The sequence below is a fragment of the Arthrobacter sp. DualSoilB13 genome, from assembly GCF_055389195.1.
On sequence record NZ_AP035865.1, the window covers coordinates 1779563 to 1795484 of the forward strand.

The window sequence follows — 15922 nt, forward strand, 5'->3', positions numbered from 1 at the left end:
CGGTTTCCCATTCCCACCCACCCGAAGGGGCTGCTTTGTCTCAGTGCTGTATCAACCCGAGCATCCTGTCAGCGGATTTCGTCAACCTTGAGGCGGAACTGCAACGGATCAGCAATGCCGATGCCGTCCACGTGGACGTTATGGACAACCATTTTGTTCCCAACCTGACGCTGGGCCTGCCCGTGGTGCAAAGGATCCAAGCAGTCAGCCCGGTTCCGCTGGACGCACACTTGATGATCTCCGACGCCGACCGCTGGGCGCCTGCCTACGCGGACGCCGGCGTCGCTTCGGTGACGTTCCACGCCGAAGCTGCCATGGCGCCGGTCAAGCTGGCCCGCGAACTGCGCGCCAGGGGGTCCAAGGCCGGCATGGCCTTACGTCCCGCTTCACCCGTGGAGCCTTACCTGGACATGCTCAGCGAACTGGACATGCTGTTGATCATGACCGTGGAGCCCGGATTCGGGGGTCAGGCATTCCTGGACATTACGTTGCCCAAGATCCGGCGTGCGCGGGCAGCAATTGAGGGGTCGGGGATCGGCGTCGCCATCCAGGTGGACGGTGGTATCACTGAGGAGACCATTGCGCGCGCGGCTGAAGCCGGTGCGAACGTCTTTGTTGCAGGCTCGGCCGTGTACGGGCATCCAGATCCCGCGGAGGCGATCGAGAAGCTTCGTGCAGCAGGTCAAGCCGCTGCTTGGACAAACGGCTGACGACCCTCACCACATGTTACGAAAATGGCCCGGGAATAGCCCGGACATCTTTGTAGTTGTGGCAGAATAACAACACACATACGTGCTCCGGGGTCGGTGTAAGTCCGAACCGGCGGTTATAGTCCGCGACCCGCGAGCCACTGGAGTCCAAGAAATTGGACGTTCGGTGGCAGACGGTTGAACTGGTGAAATTCCAGTACCGACAGTTAAAGTCTGGATGGGAGAAGCACGTACAGTCATGCCTTGGGCGTCCCTTTCGCGACGCCCGGCATTGCGCTGTCGTACACCCCCGGAGTCATCGCGGCTTACTGGGAAGGAACGGCATGGACTTTCTGCGATGGCTCTTCGAAGCACAGATCCCCGTTGGAGGATCTGCTCTTGTCTTACGCGAAGTGCTTGGAAACATCTTTGGGCTACTCAGCGCCCTCGGCGGTATGCGCCGAAAAGTCTGGGCTTGGCCAATCGGCATCGTGGGTAACATCCTCTTGCTCACGGTCTTCCTGGGCAACGTATTCGGTGCCGCAGCACCGGCCACGCTGTGGGGACAGGCCGCCCGCCAGATCATGTTCATCGCAGTGGCTGTTTATGGCTGGTACCGGTGGCAGCAAGGCCGGCAGTCGGGTACCCAAGGGCGTGCCATTGTCCCCGGTTGGGCCAGTAACAAGGTCCGCTTCGCGCTGATTGGTGCGATGGTGGCGGGCACGGCTGCACTGACGCCCGTGTTCGACGCCCTTGGCTCCTATCCGCCCGTTTGGGCAGACGCATGGACCTTCATGGGATCCCTGCTGGCAACCTACGGCATGGCACGTGGATGGACTGAATTTTGGTTGGTTTGGGTGGCCGTTGACATTGTGGGAGTGCCGCTGCTGTTCAGCGCAGGCTATTACGCCAGCGCGGTGATGTACCTGTTCTACGGCTTCTTTACCCTCACCGGGTTCTTCGTGTGGTGGCGGGCCGAAAAGCGCGAACGTGCCGGCCGCGACGCCGAGCCCGTAGTCGCTGCTGTGTCCGCGGGGGCCCGCCAGTGAGCTTAGCCAATACGTTTTACACGGCAGCAGAAAATGCGGCCATGGAAGCCGCATTAAAAGCTGCACTTGCCGGACCGCGGGGAGCCAACCCGTTGGTAGGGGCGGTCATCCTCAGTCCGGAGGGAAAGCAACTGGCAACCGGTTATCACCGAGGGGCCGGAACGGCCCATGCCGAAGCCGACGCGATCTCCGAAGCCCGGAAGAACGGCGTCGAGACTGCAGGAACCACCATGGTTGTCACGTTGGAGCCCTGCAACCATGTGGGCAGAACCGGGCCCTGCGCCCAGGCCATCATTGACGCAGGCATCGCAAGGGTGATCTACGCCGTCGACGATCCCCATGACCCCGCCGCGGGGGGTGCGCGCACGCTCACTGCCGCCGGCATTGACGTCAGGTCCGGGCTGGAAGGTAGCAGGGCACTGGACCTGAACCGTGACTGGTTCGACGCCGTTGCGGCGAAGCGTCCCTTCGTCACCTTGCATATAGCCCAGACCCTGGACAGCAGAATTGCCGCTGTGGACGGCACCAGCCAATGGATCTCCTGTCCGGAGTCGCTTGCTGACAACCACGGACTGCGGGGTCTGATCGACGCGATCCTGGTAGGAACCGGGACGGTGCTGATCGACAACCCGCGATTGACGGCGCGGACACCGGAGGGCGGGCTCTCGGCCCACCAGCCCCTCCGTGCAGTCATGGGTTTGCGGGAAGTCCCTGAAGATGCTGCAGTCCGGGGAACCGACGGGCGTTTCCTTCACCTGCCCACGCGGGATCCGGCGGAAGCCTTGGGCCTGCTGTTCGAACAGGGGGTCCGCCACCTCATGGTGGAAGGAGGCTCCTCCATTTTGAGCACTTTCCTTGCCGCGGACCTGGTGGACGAACTGATCGTCTACCTCGCTCCCACGTTGCTCGGATCCGGTACCCCGGCACTTCACGACCTCGGTATCACCACACTTGCGGACGCCCAGCACTGGTCCTGGGACGACGCCGGTGGCGGCGCTGTCCGGATTCTGGGCAACGACCTTCGGCTACACCTGCGGTCACCACGGGGCGCCGCCAGCACTATCAAGAATTCGGTTTCGCAGAAAAATGTGGTTCTTCACGGAGAAGCTGCGGAACATCTCACAGGAGGAAACTGATGTTTACGGGAATCGTTGCCGAGCAAGGCACTGTGCTTGGCATTGAGCATGATGGCGATGCCAGCGCAACATTGAGGCTGAAAGCGCCTACCACGGCAGACGGCTTGCCCTTGGGTGGCTCCATTGCCGTCAACGGGGTGTGCCTGACCGCCACGCAGATCGAGGGCCAGGACTTCAGCGTGGACGTCATGGGGGAGACCCTCGTCCGGACAACCATTGGCGAGCTGACGGCGGGAGATGCCGTAAACCTGGAACGCTGCGTTCCGGCCGGCGGACGGCTGGACGGGCACGTTGTCCAAGGCCATGTGGACGGTGTAGGTGAACTGCTGGAACGCGAGCCGCTGGGGAACTGGGACCGGCTGAGGTTTGGAGTGCCGGCCACGCTGGCACGGTACATCGCCGAAAAGGGTTCGATCGCCGTCGACGGTGTTTCATTGACCGTGACCGCGGTCAGCCCCGCCGCAGAAACGGCGCCGTGGTTTGAAGTAGGTCTGATTCCCACTACGCTGGAGGAAACCGGCTTGGGCGCCAAAGCGGTGGGTGGCCGGGTGAACATCGAAGTTGATGTGTTGGCCAAGTACACCGAACGCCTCCTGTCCTTCGCGCCCCGGCAGGGAGGCAACTGATGAGCGCTCCCGCCAAAACAACTCCGGCCGGAACGGGACGTACAGGCCTGGATCCTGTCGAATCCGCCATCGCCGCCATGGCCGCCGGCAGGGCAGTGATCGTGGTGGACAACGAAGACCGGGAAAACGAAGGCGACATCATTTTCGCCGCCGAGCACGCAACGCCGGCGCTCATGGGCTGGACCATCCGTTATTCATCCGGAGTCATCTGTGTTCCCTTGGATTCAGAGCGCGCGGACGCCCTGATCCTGCCGCCTATGGTGGAGATCAACGAGGACGCAAAGGGAACCGCCTACACCGTTTCCTGCGATGCTGCGATCGGAGTCAGCACCGGAATCTCAGCTACTGACCGCGCTTTGACTGCCCGAATTTTGGCGGATCCAAACAGCACTCCGGCATCGATCACACGCCCCGGGCATATTTTCCCGCTGCGTGCGGTTAACGGGGGAGTGCGTGAACGCCCAGGTCACACGGAAGCTGCCGTGGACCTGTGTCGGCTTGCCGGGCTCGCTCCGGTGGGTGTGATCGCAGAGTTGGTACATGACGACGGTGAAATGATGCGGCTGGACAGTCTCCGTGATTTTGCCGCTGAACATGGATGCCCCCTCATCTCCATCGAGGACCTGGTGTCGTATGTTGAGGCGGTAGAGTCCCGGAAAGCACATGTTTCACAGGAGGACGAGGAGAAGCGATGACCGCATCGACCACACGCAGCAGCGACCACACCGGCCCCGGGACGCACCCCGTCAGTGGTGGGCCGATCGTGCAATTGCCTACGGCTTTTGGTGACTTTGTGGCACAGGCGTGGACTGACCATGAGACCGGCCACGAGCACCTCGCCGTGAGTTCCCCCAACCCGCCCAAGGGCGGCCGTGCACCATTGGTAAGGCTGCATTCGGAGTGCCTCACCGGTGATGTGTTTGGTTCCTACCGCTGCGACTGCGGAGAACAGTTGGCCTTTGCCCTGGAGCTCATCCACGCAGAGGGCGGGACCTTGCTGTACCTGCGCGGCCAAGAGGGCCGGGGCATCGGGTTGGCCAACAAAATCAAGGCATATGCGCTGCAGGAAGCCGGCTTTGACACAGTGGAAGCCAACGAACAGCTCGGCCTGCCTGTAGATGCGCGCTCCTACACTGCCGCGGGCCAGATCCTAGCGGAAATGGGACTGCACGAGGTCAGGTTGCTGAGCAACAACCCCGATAAGCAGAACCGCCTCGCCCAAGCCGGTGTCACGGTGGTGGAGATGGTGCCCACCGAGGTTCCCTCCCGCGAACAGAACCTCCGCTACCTGCAGACCAAGAAAGACCGGATGGACCACCGACTGGCGCTGGACGTCCAGCCCGTCAGCAACGGCAAGACGCCGGCATCCCTGCCCTTTGACAACAACCAAGACTGAACGGATCCCCAGCAACTATGAGCGGCCACGGCGCACCAACTATCGACCTCACCACCCTCAACCCCGAGGAAACCTCACAGCTGAAGTTGGCCATTGTGGCCGCGAGCTGGCACACACAGATCATGGACGGGCTGGTTGACGGTGCCCTCCGCGCAGCCAAGGAAGCCGGCATCGCCGAACCCACGCTCCTGCGGGTTCCGGGCAGCTTTGAACTTCCGGTTGCCGCGGCCAGGCTCGCGCCCCACTTCGACGCTGTGGTAGCCCTCGGCGTAGTGATCCGCGGCGGGACCCCACACTTCGACTACGTCTGCCAGGCCGCGACGTCGGGCCTCACCGACGTCAGCGTCCGCACCGGAGTGCCTGTTGGCTTCGGCGTCCTCACTTGCGACACCGAGCAGCAGGGCATCGACCGTGCCGGCCTTCCGGGTTCCAAGGAGGACAAGGGACACGAAGCAGTGACCGCTGCCTTGGCCACGGCTGTGACACTCAAGCAGTACAGCTAAACGCCTGGATCGAAGGGGATGTGAGTGTGTCTTCACTCACATCCCCTTCGTCATGCAACGCCCCAACAAGCGGTGGTTGCCCCTGAGCAAGTAGTCTGGAGGGCGTGAAGAATTTCGAGACGCTGTTCGCAGAACTGAGTGAGAAAGCAGCGACCCGCCCGGCAGGTTCGCGCACGGTTGCCGAACTGGACTCCGGAATCCATGGCATCGGTAAAAAGGTGGTCGAAGAGGCCGCCGAAGTCTGGATGGCCGCGGAGTACGAATCGGACGAAGCCGCCGCTGAGGAAATCTCCCAGTTGCTGTACCACCTGCAGGTCCTCATGCTCGCCAAGGGCCTCAGCCTGGAAGACGTTTACAAGCATCTCTAGCCACGCCACTCCGCTTGCCTGTTGCGGAGCCCCCTGCGTGGCCAAGGTGCCTGAAAACCTCCATTCCAAAAAGAAAGTCTCCCAATGCTCCGTGTAGCAGTCCCCAACAAGGGATCCCTGTCCGAAGCCGCCTCGGCAATGTTGTCCGAGGCTGGTTACCGCCAGCGCCGCGACACCCGCGAACTGGTCATGGTTGATCCCGACAATGACATTGAGTTCTTCTTCCTCCGTCCCCGCGACATCGCCGTTTACGTCGGCCAGGGAACCCTGGACGTCGGCATCACCGGCCGCGACCTGTTGCTGGACGCAAAAGTCGAAGCCGAAGAACTGCTTCCTTTGGGCTTCGCGCCGTCCACGTTCCGGTTCGCTGGACCGGTAGGTGACTTCACCGGCGTCGAGCAGCTCGAAGGCAAGCGCCTGGCAACCAGTTACGACGGACTTTTGCGCGATTACCTTTCCGAGCGCGGCGTGAACGCCACCGTGGTCCGGCTGGACGGAGCCGTTGAGTCTTCCGTGCGTCTGGGCGTCGCGGACGCAATCGCCGACGTCGTTGAAACAGGTAACACGCTCAAAGCTGCCGGCATGGAGATCTTTGGCGATCCCATCCTGAAGTCCGAGGCCGTGCTGATCCGCCGGTCCGGTTCGGGCGGAGCCGCCAACGGGACAGCCAAGGAAATCGAGATTCTCATCCGTCGACTCCAGGGAGTCCTCGTAGCCCGCCAGTACGTCCTGATGGATTACGACATCCGCAAAGACCTGGTGGAGGACGCGGCTGCACTGACTCCCGGCCTGGAATCGCCCACGGTCTCACCGCTGCGGGATTCGGAGTGGGTTGCTGTGCGGTCCATGGTTCCCAAGAAGGAAACCAACCGCATCATGGACGAGCTCTACGACCTCGGAGCACGCGCCATCCTGGTCAGCAGCATCCACGCTTGCCGCATCTGATCCACGGACAGCAAGCCCAGTAGAACTTAGGAGCAGCACATGGCTGTAGCCGTACGCGTCATCCCATGCCTGGATGTCGATGCAGGCCGGGTGGTCAAGGGCGTCAATTTTGAAGGACTCCGAGATGCCGGAGATCCAGTGGAACTCGCGCACCGGTACGATAACGGCGGGGCCGACGAATTGACGTTCCTGGACGTCACTGCGTCGTCCGGCAACCGCGAAACCACGTTCGACGTGGTCCGCCGCACGGCTGAGGAAGTCTTCATTCCCTTGACCGTGGGTGGTGGTGTTCGTGGCGTGGCAGAGGTGGACAAGCTCCTGCGCTTCGGTGCGGACAAGGCGTCCATCAACACCGCGGCTGTCGCCCGCCCCGATGTGATCGATGAGATCACCCGTCACTTCGGCTCGCAGGTCCTGGTGCTCTCGGTGGACGCGCGCCGTACCCGTGACGGTGACGTCCCGACGTCGTCCGGTTTTGAAGTGACCACCCACGGTGGCCGCACCGGTACCGGAATCGATGCGATCGCCTGGGCCAAGGAAGCCGCCGACAGGGGCGTGGGAGAGATCCTGCTCAACTCGATCGACGCCGATGGCACGAAGGACGGCTTCGACCTTGAACTGATCCGCTTGGTCCGTGCTGCGGTGAACATCCCCATCATTGCTTCGGGCGGGGCCGGCGTGCCTGCCCATTTCCCGCCCGCCGTGGAGGCTGGCGCGGACGCCGTGCTGGCGGCCTCGGTGTTCCACTTTGGCCCGGATGACATGATCGCCCAGGTGAAGACCGCGATTCGTGAGGCAGGCTTCGAGGTTCGCTGATCAGTAGAGCTTAAAAGGCAATGGAGGGTCACCGTGCAGGTGACCCTCCATTGCGCATTTAGAGGCCGATGTCGGCTGACTGCAAGAGCGCGACGGCGTCCGGCTGGCCTTCGAAGGTGACGAGCGCCTGGCTGGTACGTCCATGAGCGTGCATAAGCAGTTCGCCGGGCTCGCCGACGATTGCTACTGAAACGGGGGCTCGCTTGGCTACGTGTCGGGGACCGGTGGGTCGCACAAGCACAATACCGAGGTCTACACCGCGGTAAAGGAAGGCAGCGCGCTTGATGAGGTCGTCCCAGAGGGCATCCGAATAGGCTTCGTCGAGTGCCCGGGGTGCCCAACGGTCGCCGGCGCGGCGAATGTCCTCGGTGTGAACAAAGTACTCAATGAGATTGGACGTCTCATCCAAGGCTTTGATCTTCAAGGGGGAGAGGGCCGGAGGGCCGGCGCGGAACGTCTTGATGAGGTCCGCATAGGCTTCAGGGCTCTGGAGCTTGGCAGCGAGTTTGGAGGTGGCCTTCTCCGAGGCCTTGCCCAAACTGGGAATCAGCAGGCCCAAACCCACTGCAATCTTCCGTTCGCGCAGATACAAATGCGCAGCAAGATCCCGCGTCTGCCACCCTTCGCAGAGCGTGGGGGAGTCAGGTCCGGCCGCCAGAAGGGTTTCGGCCAGTACTTCTCGGGAAGGATCGACGAAATGCATCACTTGTGAAACTAGCACGATCGGAGCACTCTTGCGCAGTGGAACCGCCGCAGAATCCGGCTCCCGCCAAAGGCACTAGACTTGATCTGATGTCAGAGCAGTCCGCCCCCAGCCCAACTCCTGCCGCGGAGCCCTCAAGCGAGCCCGCGAGCCCTTTGCCGCAGGAGATCGCCAGCGCCCTGAAACGGGATTCTTCCGGCCTCGTCGCAGCTATCGTGCAGCAGCACGACACCCATGAGGTCCTCATGCTCGGCTGGATGGATGATGAGGCTCTCCACCGCACCATGACCTCCGGCAGGGTCACGTTCTACTCCCGCTCCCGTCAGGAGTACTGGCGTAAGGGCGACACCTCCGGACACGTACAGTTCGTGAAGTCTGTCGCCCTTGACTGCGACGGCGATGCCCTCCTGATCCGCGTGGACCAGATCGGCGCAGCCTGCCACACCGGAACCCGGACCTGCTTCGATGGTCGCGACTTCACAGTTGTTTCGGGCCACCGCGACTAAGGCACCCACCACTTTCCACTGACGCACCACCTCAGACAATAAGGCGGAAAACATAGCCATGCAGGACCTTGGAATCATCAGCCCGGGCCTGGAAGAGTTCCGCGAACTCGCCGTCCACAGCCGTGTCATCCCTGTCCGACTCAAGGTCTTGGCGGATGCCGAGACTCCCATTGGCCTGTACCGAAAGCTGGCCAAGGGGCAACCGGGAACCTTCCTCTTGGAATCCGCTGCGGTTGGCGGCGCGTGGTCGCGCTACTCCTTCATCGGTTCCAAGTCCCGTGCCACGCTGACCACCAAAGACGGCCAGGCGCACTGGATTGGTGAGCCACCCGTGGGAGTTCCTGTCTCGGGCAACCCCGTTGACGCTGTGCGGGACACCGTCGCAGCACTTCAAACTGACCGCTTTGATGGGTTGCCGCCGTTCACGTCCGGTTTGGTGGGCTTCCTCGGGTGGGAAGCTGTGCGCCATTGGGAGCGGCTGACGTCCCCGCCCGAAGATGATCTGCAGCTGCCCGAGATGGCACTGAACCTGGTCACCGACATGGCGGTGCACGACAATATGGACGGCACCGTCCTCCTGATTGCCAACGCCATTAATTTCGATGACAGCTCCGAGCGGGTGGATGATGCCTGGCACGACGCCGTAGCCCGGGTGAAGGCGCTGCTGGAGCAGATCAGCACACCGGTTGCCCAGCCCGTGTCCGTGCTTCAAACGGCTGCCCTGGACTTCGCCTCGAGCGTCCAGGAACGCTGGGACGAGGCCAAATACCTGGAAGCAATCGACCGCGGCAAGGAAGCCATTGTTGACGGTGAGGTTTTCCAGGTAGTGATCTCGCGGCGATTCGAAATGGAATGCGCCGCGGACCCCCTGGATGTTTATCGCGTCCTGCGCAACACCAACCCCAGCCCGTATATGTACCTCTTCAGCCTGGAGGACGCGGACGGCCGCGAGTACTCGATTGTGGGCTCCTCACCGGAGGCCTTGGTCACGGTGACCGGACAGGAAGTCATTACCCACCCCATCGCCGGCTCGCGCCCCCGTGGCAAGACGGTGGAGGCCGACAAGGCATTGGCTACTGAGCTTCTGGCTGACCAGAAAGAGCGCGCAGAGCACCTGATGCTGGTGGATCTCTCACGCAACGACCTCTCCAAGGTCTGTGTGGCCGGAACCGTGGACGTTACGCAGTTCATGGAAGTGGAGCGGTTCAGCCACATCATGCACCTGGTGTCCACCGTGGTCGGCGAGCTCGCCCCGCACGCAAAGGCCTACGACGTCCTCAAAGCGACTTTTCCGGCGGGCACTCTTTCCGGTGCTCCCAAGCCGCGCGCGCTCAGGCTGCTGGACGAACTCGAACCGCACCGGCGTGGTATCTACGGCGGCGTGGTGGGCTACTTGGACTTCGCCGGAGACATGGACATGGCCATTGCCATCCGGTCCGCACTGCTCCGTGAGGGACGCGCCTACGTCCAGGCCGGCGGTGGGATCGTGGCCGATTCGCACAAGCCTTCGGAAGCCCTTGAAACGGTGAACAAAGCTGCCGCACCTCTCCGTGCGGTGCACACAGCCGGTTCGTTGCAGAACATTTCCGCAAGGTCTGTGCGGAGCGCAGATGAATCCGACACCGGGACGTCGATTTCATGAGCGCGGCATCTTCAGCACCTTCTGTGAGGCAGTCTCCGCGGTGGGCGCGAAAATCCACTCTGGTTCTGGCCACCACCATCCTTGCGCTGGCCGTTTTTGGAGCCACCACTCAGACCTGGATCGAGGTCCGGCTGGACCCCACTGGTGCCTCCAACAGTGACCTCCATGTCCAAGGAAGCAAAGCGGCTACCGCGGTCACAGCACTGGCTGTCGTCGCTCTGGCGGGCGGCTTGGCTGCATCCATCGCCGGAAAGATAGCGCGCTGGATCATTGCAGTCCTCATTGTTTTGTCAGCTGCGGGGATCATCCTCGCGGCAGTGACCGTCATGCTGGATCCGTTGGGAGCCGCGCAAGGTTCCATAGCTGCAGCCACGGGAGTATCGGGCGGGCAGGCCGATGCAGCAGTTACTGTGTTCCCCGTGCTTGCCATCATTGCCGGTTCCCTTCTGGCGGTCTGCGCTGTTCTCTTGCCGCTTGCGGCTCGTCACTGGACCTCACGGACCAAATATGACGCCGGGACGAGAAGCAAGAAGAGCAACAACGAACCCGTTGACGAGATCGACAGCTGGGACAGCCTCTCGCGCGGAGAAGACCCCACGTAAGCAGTCGCATCGTACTTTCGGGTTCCCCGGCGCAACAAAGCCGACCACACCTGCGATGACGTCCGGCGATGTCCCGGCCGTCGTCAATAAATGGCAGAATGTAAGCAGTATTCATCCTGAGGAGATTTCACATGAGCAAAACCACAGTGTCCGCAAACCAAGCTGAATCCAAAATGGCCAGCCACGCTGACGCCATTGGCCATGGGAACAGCCCGGCTGCCTGGACCTGCGTACTTGTGATGCTGGTGGGCGCCCTGATTTCTTCCATCGCATTTGTCATCGCCAACACCCCGATCTTCGTCGGCGGACTGGTGGTCATGGTTATCGGCCTGATCGTGGGCTTCGTCATGCGCAAGGCAGGCTACGGAGTTGGCGGCAGCAAGCTGCAGAACAACGGTCACTAATCGTGACCGTTCTTGATGACATCATTGTTGGCGTCAAGGAGGACATGGAGGCCCGGCGTGGTCTCGTGTCCCTCGCGGAGCTGAAGGAGCGCGCCGCTAACGCTGCTCCGGCCCGTGATGCATGGGCCGCCTTGGGTGGCCCGTCATCCATCCGCAACGACCTCAAAGTCATCGCCGAAATCAAGCGTCGCAGCCCTTCCAAAGGTGATCTCGCGTCCATCGCCGATCCTGCGTCGCTTGCGGCGCAGTATGCCGACGGCGGGGCTTCCGTGATCAGCGTCCTCACCGAACAGCGCCGCTTCGGCGGTTCCCTGGCGGACCTCGACGCCGTACGTGCCGCCGTCGAAACGCCGTTGCTGCGCAAGGACTTCACCGTTGACGAGTACCAGATCTGGGAAGCCCGTGCACACGGTGCCGATCTCATCCTGTTGATCGTTGCGGCGCTGTCCGACTCGGAGCTTGCTGACTTCAGTGCTCTGAGCCACGAGCTCGGCATGAACGTCCTGGTGGAGACGCACACCGAAGAGGAAATCGAGCGAGCTGTCGCGGCGCAGGCCAAGATCATTGGCATCAATGTGCGCAACCTCAAAACGCTCGACGTCGACCGTTCCGTTTTCGGATCATTGGCCGGTTTGATTCCGGCTGAGTCCGTCATCGTGGCCGAATCCGGCGTCAGGGGTCCCGAGGACGTCTCTCATTACGCCGCGGGCGGCGCCAACGCCATCCTGGTGGGGGAGGCGCTGGTCAGCGACTCCACACCGCGCGAACGCATCACTGAATTCAAGGCAGCGGGAGCTGCCGCAATCGCCGTCAGGAACTGAGGCAGCACCTGAATCACGGCGAATAGTTGCAAGGCAGCCCGGGCATCAGCCTGCGGCTGCCTTGTGGCACGTGGAACTACCAAAGAACTAACTGGAACAGGACGGTGAGACTGATGGTCGACGCGCCAACAGCCGGCTCAGACGAGAATGCAGCGGATGCATTCCTCCAAGGTGGCCCTTCGCTGCGGAATGCATCGGGGCCCTACTTTGGCAGCTATGGCGGACGCTGGATGCCCGAGTCGCTCATTGCCGCCCTTGACGAAGTTCAGGACACCTTTGAGAAGGCCAAAGCTGATCCTGATTTCATCGCCCAGCTCAAGGACCTCAACAAGAACTACTCCGGCAGGCCGTCTTTGCTGACCGAGGCCAAGCGCTTCTCGGAGCACGCAGGCGGGGCGCGCATCTTCCTCAAACGCGAGGACCTCAACCACACCGGCTCCCACAAGATCAACAACGTCCTGGGCCAGGCACTGCTCGCAAAGCGGATGGGCAAGACCCGCGTCATCGCCGAGACCGGCGCAGGCCAGCACGGCGTGGCCAGCGCAACCGCCGCAGCACTGCTGGGCCTTGAGTGCGTGGTCTACATGGGTGCCGAGGATTGCCGCCGGCAGGCCTTGAACGTGGCGCGCATGCAGCTCCTGGGCGCCACAGTGGTTCCCGTGACCAACGGTTCGCAGACACTCAAGGACGCCATCAACGATGCCCTTCGGGATTGGGTCTCCAACGTGGAGCACACCCACTACCTGCTGGGTACCGCCGCCGGAGCGCATCCTTTCCCTGCCATGGTCCGCTACTTCCACGAAGTCATCGGTGAAGAGGCGCGCAGCCAGATCCTGGAGCAAACCGGGAAGCTTCCCGACGCTATCGCTGCATGTATCGGTGGAGGATCCAATGCAATCGGCCTCTTCCACGCATTCCTTGACGACGCATCAGTCAAGATCTACGGCTTTGAAGCCGGCGGTGAAGGGGTGGAGACAGGTCGCCACGCTGCAGCCATCTCGCTGGGCCGCCCGGGCGTACTTCACGGCGCCCGCTCGTACCTGATGCAGGATGAAGACGGTCAGACTATTGAGTCCCACTCCATTTCTGCCGGGCTGGATTACCCGAGCGTCGGCCCGGAGCACTCCTACCTCGCAGACATCGGGCGTGTCACCTACGAGGCCGTGACGGACACCGAAGCCATGGATGCGTTCAGCCTCCTGTGCCGGACTGAAGGCATCATCCCTGCTATCGAGTCCTCCCACGCATTGGCCGGTGCCATCAAGATCGGCCAGCGTCTCACGGAGGGCAAGGAAAATCCCTCGGACGTGACAGTGATCGTGAACCTGTCCGGGCGTGGCGATAAGGATGTGGAGACTGCTGCCGCCTGGTTCAACATGTTGGACGAGGAAGGGCACGTCAAGGGCACCACACTGTCCACGCGGAAGCCTAAGGGGCCCACCGAGCGCACCAACGAAGCAGCCGTGGATGTCAACGAGGACCAGAACTGATGACTGAAGAATTCGCCAGCAAATCCGCCGCCGTCATTGACCGGGCCAAAGCAGAAGGCCGGGCCGCGTTGGTGGGGTACCTTCCCGCCGGCTACCCCACGGTCAAGGAGAGCATCGAGGCCGGCATAGCCTTGGCCCGGAACGGTGCTGACCTCATCGAAATCGGCATTCCGTACTCCGATCCCGTGATGGACGGTCCCGTGATCCAAGCCGCTACCACTGAAGCGATCTCCAACGGATTCCGCGTCGCAGACGTCTTTGACGTGGTTGCAGGCATTACTGCCGCCACCGATGCAGCAGTTTTGGTCATGACGTATTGGAACCCGGTCATGCGCATGGGCGTGGACGAGTTCGCCCGCCGCCTGGCCGAAGCCGGGGGAGCAGGACTCATTACCCCTGACCTGGTTCCTGACGAGGCTCATGAGTGGATCGAAGCCTCCAACAAGTACGGCCTGGACAGGGTGTTCCTTGTGGCGCCCTCTTCCACTCCGGAGCGACTGGACATGACGGTCAAGGCTAGCCGTGGATTCGTCTACGCTGTCTCCATCATGGGCGTTACCGGAACACGAACCTCCGTCAGCAGTAGTGCAGAAAGCGTGGTGGCTCGTGCCCACGAGGCCGGCGCCGAGCGTGTTTGTGTCGGATTGGGCGTCTCCAACCCGGATCACGTGCGTGAGATCGCTGCCTATGCGGACGGGGTGATCGTCGGCACCGCTTTGGTGGCGGCCCTCCGCGACGGCGGCGTGGACGCCGTCGGACAACTCACCAAGAACCTCAGCGCCGGCCTGGGCCGCGCAGCTGCAGAAGCCTAGAAAAAGGAAACAGCGAAGCGAATGCAGACCGTCCTCCACGCTGCGGCAATGGTCCCCTTGAGTATCCCGAGCCCATCGTGGTCCGGTTTCGACATTCCGCTACCGTGGGGGACGTTGCGCATCCACGCATACGCCCTCTGCATCCTGGCGGGCATCATCGTTGGCTTGTGGCTGACCTCGGCACGTTGGAAGCGCCGCGGGGCGCCTGAGGGCAGTCTGTGGGACATCGCCATCTGGGCGATCCCCTTCGGCATTATCGGTGGCCGCCTCTACCATGTCTTCTCTTCCCCGGACGCTTACTTCGGGCCCGGGTTTGACGGCACAGGGGACCTCTCGCTGATTCCGCAGATCCAGCGGGGTGGTTTGGGCATTTGGGGTGCTGTGATCCTCGGTGCGGTAGGTGCATGGATCGGTTGCCGACGGGCAGGCGTTAAGTTGACGGCATTCCTGGATGCAGCAGCTCCGGGCCTGCTCCTGGCCCAGGCCATCGGACGCTTGGGAAACTGGTTCAACCAGGAACTTTTCGGCGCGCCCACCACGTTGCCGTGGGGACTCGAGATTGACCCCGCCAATGCCAACTTCCCGCCGGACATGGCTGCGGGCACTCTGTTCCACCCGACGTTCCTTTACGAGATGCTGTGGAACCTGGTGGGTGTCGCCATCCTTCTGCTGCTGGACAGGAAGTTTAATTTCCGGTGGGGTCGGCTCTTCTGGTTGTACGCCGTGTACTACACCTTGGGCCGCGTGTGGATTGAAGCGCTGCGCATTGACGATGCTGAGCAGATCAGCCTTTTCGGGATTACCACCAGGCTTAATGTGTGGACCAGCATCTTTGTCTTTATCGCCGCTCTGGCGGTCTTCTTCGTCCTGGGCCGTAAGGGCCGGCCGGTGCCCGATACACCTTATTTGCCGGGCCGCGAGCCCGAAAAAACGGCGGAAAAGGAGCCGGCTGCGGTGACCAGTGTCACCAGTCATGATGTGGACGCATCTGTCTCAGATACTGGTTCGCGTGGTAATCTCCCAGATAACCAAAGCGATCCGGGCCACGTTGACGAGCCGCAGGAATCAGCAGGGGAGGCGGGAAAGGACATCACGTCCGGCACCGGTTCCACGTCTGCTGCTACTGCCGCAAGGAAGGCCCCCGGATCCACGCCGAAGGCAGACGACACCAAGTAGTCGCGTTCGGTAAAGGGGCAACAGAGTCACCGCTCGTAGGGCCCAGTCCACAGCGTCGTGGCACCCCGGAAACCGGATCGCAGCATACCGATGTTCACTGGTCAAGCCGGGGCCAGAGGTCTGCGTAACTGTTCGTTGCGCTGGATCGGCTGGCCTACAATTCCAATTACTAGCGCTTTGTTGTGCCCGTCACAGGGCAGGCAAGGTGGGGCCAACGTTGTCCCTTCCATACGCACGA

The 15922-nt window shown here is 62.2% G+C and carries 19 protein-coding genes and 1 riboswitch; of the genes, 18 read left to right on the forward strand and 1 reads right to left on the reverse strand.

The annotated features are described in order from the left end of the window. Nucleotides 1–35: 35 nt before the first annotated feature. The 10 genes from rpe to hisF all read left to right on the forward strand — a co-directional run bounded on the left by rpe (nt 36) and on the right by hisF (nt 7528). A complete protein-coding gene (gene rpe / locus ACZ5J0_RS08260) occupies nt 36–710 on the forward strand; it encodes a ribulose-phosphate 3-epimerase (RefSeq protein ID WP_142939433.1) in 675 nt (224 codons plus the stop codon). Between the two features lie 78 nt (nt 711–788). Then, a riboswitch (FMN riboswitch) is annotated at nt 789–944 on the forward strand. An 89-nt stretch (nt 945–1033) separates the two neighbouring features. Then, a complete protein-coding gene (pnuC, locus tag ACZ5J0_RS08265) occupies nt 1034–1738 on the forward strand; it encodes a nicotinamide riboside transporter PnuC (protein ID WP_464094549.1) in 705 nt (234 codons plus the stop codon). A 41-nt stretch (nt 1739–1779) separates the two neighbouring features. Then, entirely contained in the window at nt 1780–2874 is a 1095-nt protein-coding gene (gene ribD, locus ACZ5J0_RS08270; protein ID WP_208096814.1) for a bifunctional diaminohydroxyphosphoribosylaminopyrimidine deaminase/5-amino-6-(5-phosphoribosylamino)uracil reductase RibD, read from the forward strand. Next, nucleotides 2874–3500, forward strand: a complete 627-nt coding sequence (locus ACZ5J0_RS08275; RefSeq protein WP_166842021.1) for a riboflavin synthase — start codon at nt 2874–2876, stop codon at nt 3498–3500. Before ribD ends, ACZ5J0_RS08275 begins: the two co-directional genes overlap by 1 nt. Then, a complete protein-coding gene (gene ribB / locus ACZ5J0_RS08280) occupies nt 3500–4195 on the forward strand; it encodes a 3,4-dihydroxy-2-butanone-4-phosphate synthase (RefSeq protein ID WP_166842022.1) in 696 nt (231 codons plus the stop codon). Before ACZ5J0_RS08275 ends, ribB begins: the two co-directional genes overlap by 1 nt. Continuing rightward, entirely contained in the window at nt 4192–4896 is a 705-nt protein-coding gene (gene ribA, locus ACZ5J0_RS08285; protein WP_142939428.1) for a GTP cyclohydrolase II, read from the forward strand. The genes ribB and ribA overlap by 4 nt, the downstream gene beginning before the upstream one ends. Before the next feature lie 17 nt (nt 4897–4913). Then, the gene (gene ribH / locus ACZ5J0_RS08290; RefSeq protein WP_223942331.1) at nt 4914–5399 is read left to right on the forward strand and encodes a 6,7-dimethyl-8-ribityllumazine synthase; all 486 of its coding nucleotides are present in this window, start codon (nt 4914–4916) and stop codon (nt 5397–5399) included. 104 nt (nt 5400–5503) lie between these two features. Continuing rightward, on the forward strand, nt 5504–5767 hold the full coding sequence (locus ACZ5J0_RS08295; RefSeq protein WP_018778638.1) for a phosphoribosyl-ATP diphosphatase: 264 nt from the start codon (nt 5504–5506) through the stop codon (nt 5765–5767). An 84-nt stretch (nt 5768–5851) separates the two neighbouring features. After that, the gene (gene hisG, locus ACZ5J0_RS08300) at nt 5852–6712 is read left to right on the forward strand and encodes an ATP phosphoribosyltransferase (protein ID WP_142939426.1); all 861 of its coding nucleotides are present in this window, start codon (nt 5852–5854) and stop codon (nt 6710–6712) included. Nucleotides 6713–6751: 39 nt separating this feature from the next. Then, nucleotides 6752–7528 carry an imidazole glycerol phosphate synthase subunit HisF gene (hisF, locus tag ACZ5J0_RS08305; RefSeq protein WP_166842024.1) on the forward strand — a complete coding sequence of 259 codons (777 nt, stop codon included), beginning with the start codon at nt 6752–6754 and terminating at the stop codon, nt 7526–7528. A 58-nt stretch (nt 7529–7586) separates the two neighbouring features. Here the strand turns inward: hisF and ACZ5J0_RS08310 are convergent, their stop codons facing one another. Beyond that, the gene (locus ACZ5J0_RS08310; RefSeq protein ID WP_223942616.1) at nt 7587–8231 is read right to left on the reverse strand and encodes a TIGR03085 family metal-binding protein; all 645 of its coding nucleotides are present in this window, start codon (nt 8229–8231) and stop codon (nt 7587–7589) included. 89 nt (nt 8232–8320) lie between these two features. On the opposite strand from ACZ5J0_RS08310, the gene hisI reads away from it, so the two are divergent. The 8 genes from hisI to lgt all read left to right on the forward strand — a co-directional run bounded on the left by hisI (nt 8321) and on the right by lgt (nt 15684). Further along, nucleotides 8321–8737, forward strand: coding sequence for a phosphoribosyl-AMP cyclohydrolase (hisI, locus tag ACZ5J0_RS08315; protein ID WP_464094550.1), 417 nt, complete (start codon nt 8321–8323; stop codon nt 8735–8737). Nucleotides 8738–8795: 58 nt separating this feature from the next. After that, nucleotides 8796–10379, forward strand: coding sequence for an anthranilate synthase component I (locus ACZ5J0_RS08320; RefSeq protein WP_464094551.1), 1584 nt, complete (start codon nt 8796–8798; stop codon nt 10377–10379). Continuing rightward, the gene (locus tag ACZ5J0_RS08325; protein ID WP_142939422.1) at nt 10376–10981 is read left to right on the forward strand and encodes a Trp biosynthesis-associated membrane protein; all 606 of its coding nucleotides are present in this window, start codon (nt 10376–10378) and stop codon (nt 10979–10981) included. Before ACZ5J0_RS08320 ends, ACZ5J0_RS08325 begins: the two co-directional genes overlap by 4 nt. 131 nt (nt 10982–11112) lie before the next feature. Next, nucleotides 11113–11385 carry an HGxxPAAW family protein gene (locus ACZ5J0_RS08330; RefSeq protein WP_142939421.1) on the forward strand — a complete coding sequence of 91 codons (273 nt, stop codon included), beginning with the start codon at nt 11113–11115 and terminating at the stop codon, nt 11383–11385. Nucleotides 11386–11387: 2 nt separating this feature from the next. After that, nucleotides 11388–12206 (forward strand): indole-3-glycerol phosphate synthase TrpC, encoded by an 819-nt coding sequence (gene trpC, locus ACZ5J0_RS08335; protein ID WP_187697230.1) that lies wholly within the window; start codon nt 11388–11390, stop codon nt 12204–12206. A 113-nt stretch (nt 12207–12319) separates the two neighbouring features. Continuing rightward, nucleotides 12320–13696 (forward strand): tryptophan synthase subunit beta, encoded by a 1377-nt coding sequence (trpB, locus tag ACZ5J0_RS08340; RefSeq protein ID WP_166842027.1) that lies wholly within the window; start codon nt 12320–12322, stop codon nt 13694–13696. Further along, a complete protein-coding gene (gene trpA / locus ACZ5J0_RS08345; protein WP_166842028.1) occupies nt 13696–14508 on the forward strand; it encodes a tryptophan synthase subunit alpha in 813 nt (270 codons plus the stop codon). Before trpB ends, trpA begins: the two co-directional genes overlap by 1 nt. 21 nt (nt 14509–14529) lie before the next feature. Further along, the gene (gene lgt, locus ACZ5J0_RS08350) at nt 14530–15684 is read left to right on the forward strand and encodes a prolipoprotein diacylglyceryl transferase (protein ID WP_166842029.1); all 1155 of its coding nucleotides are present in this window, start codon (nt 14530–14532) and stop codon (nt 15682–15684) included. Nucleotides 15685–15922: the final 238 nt, after the last annotated feature.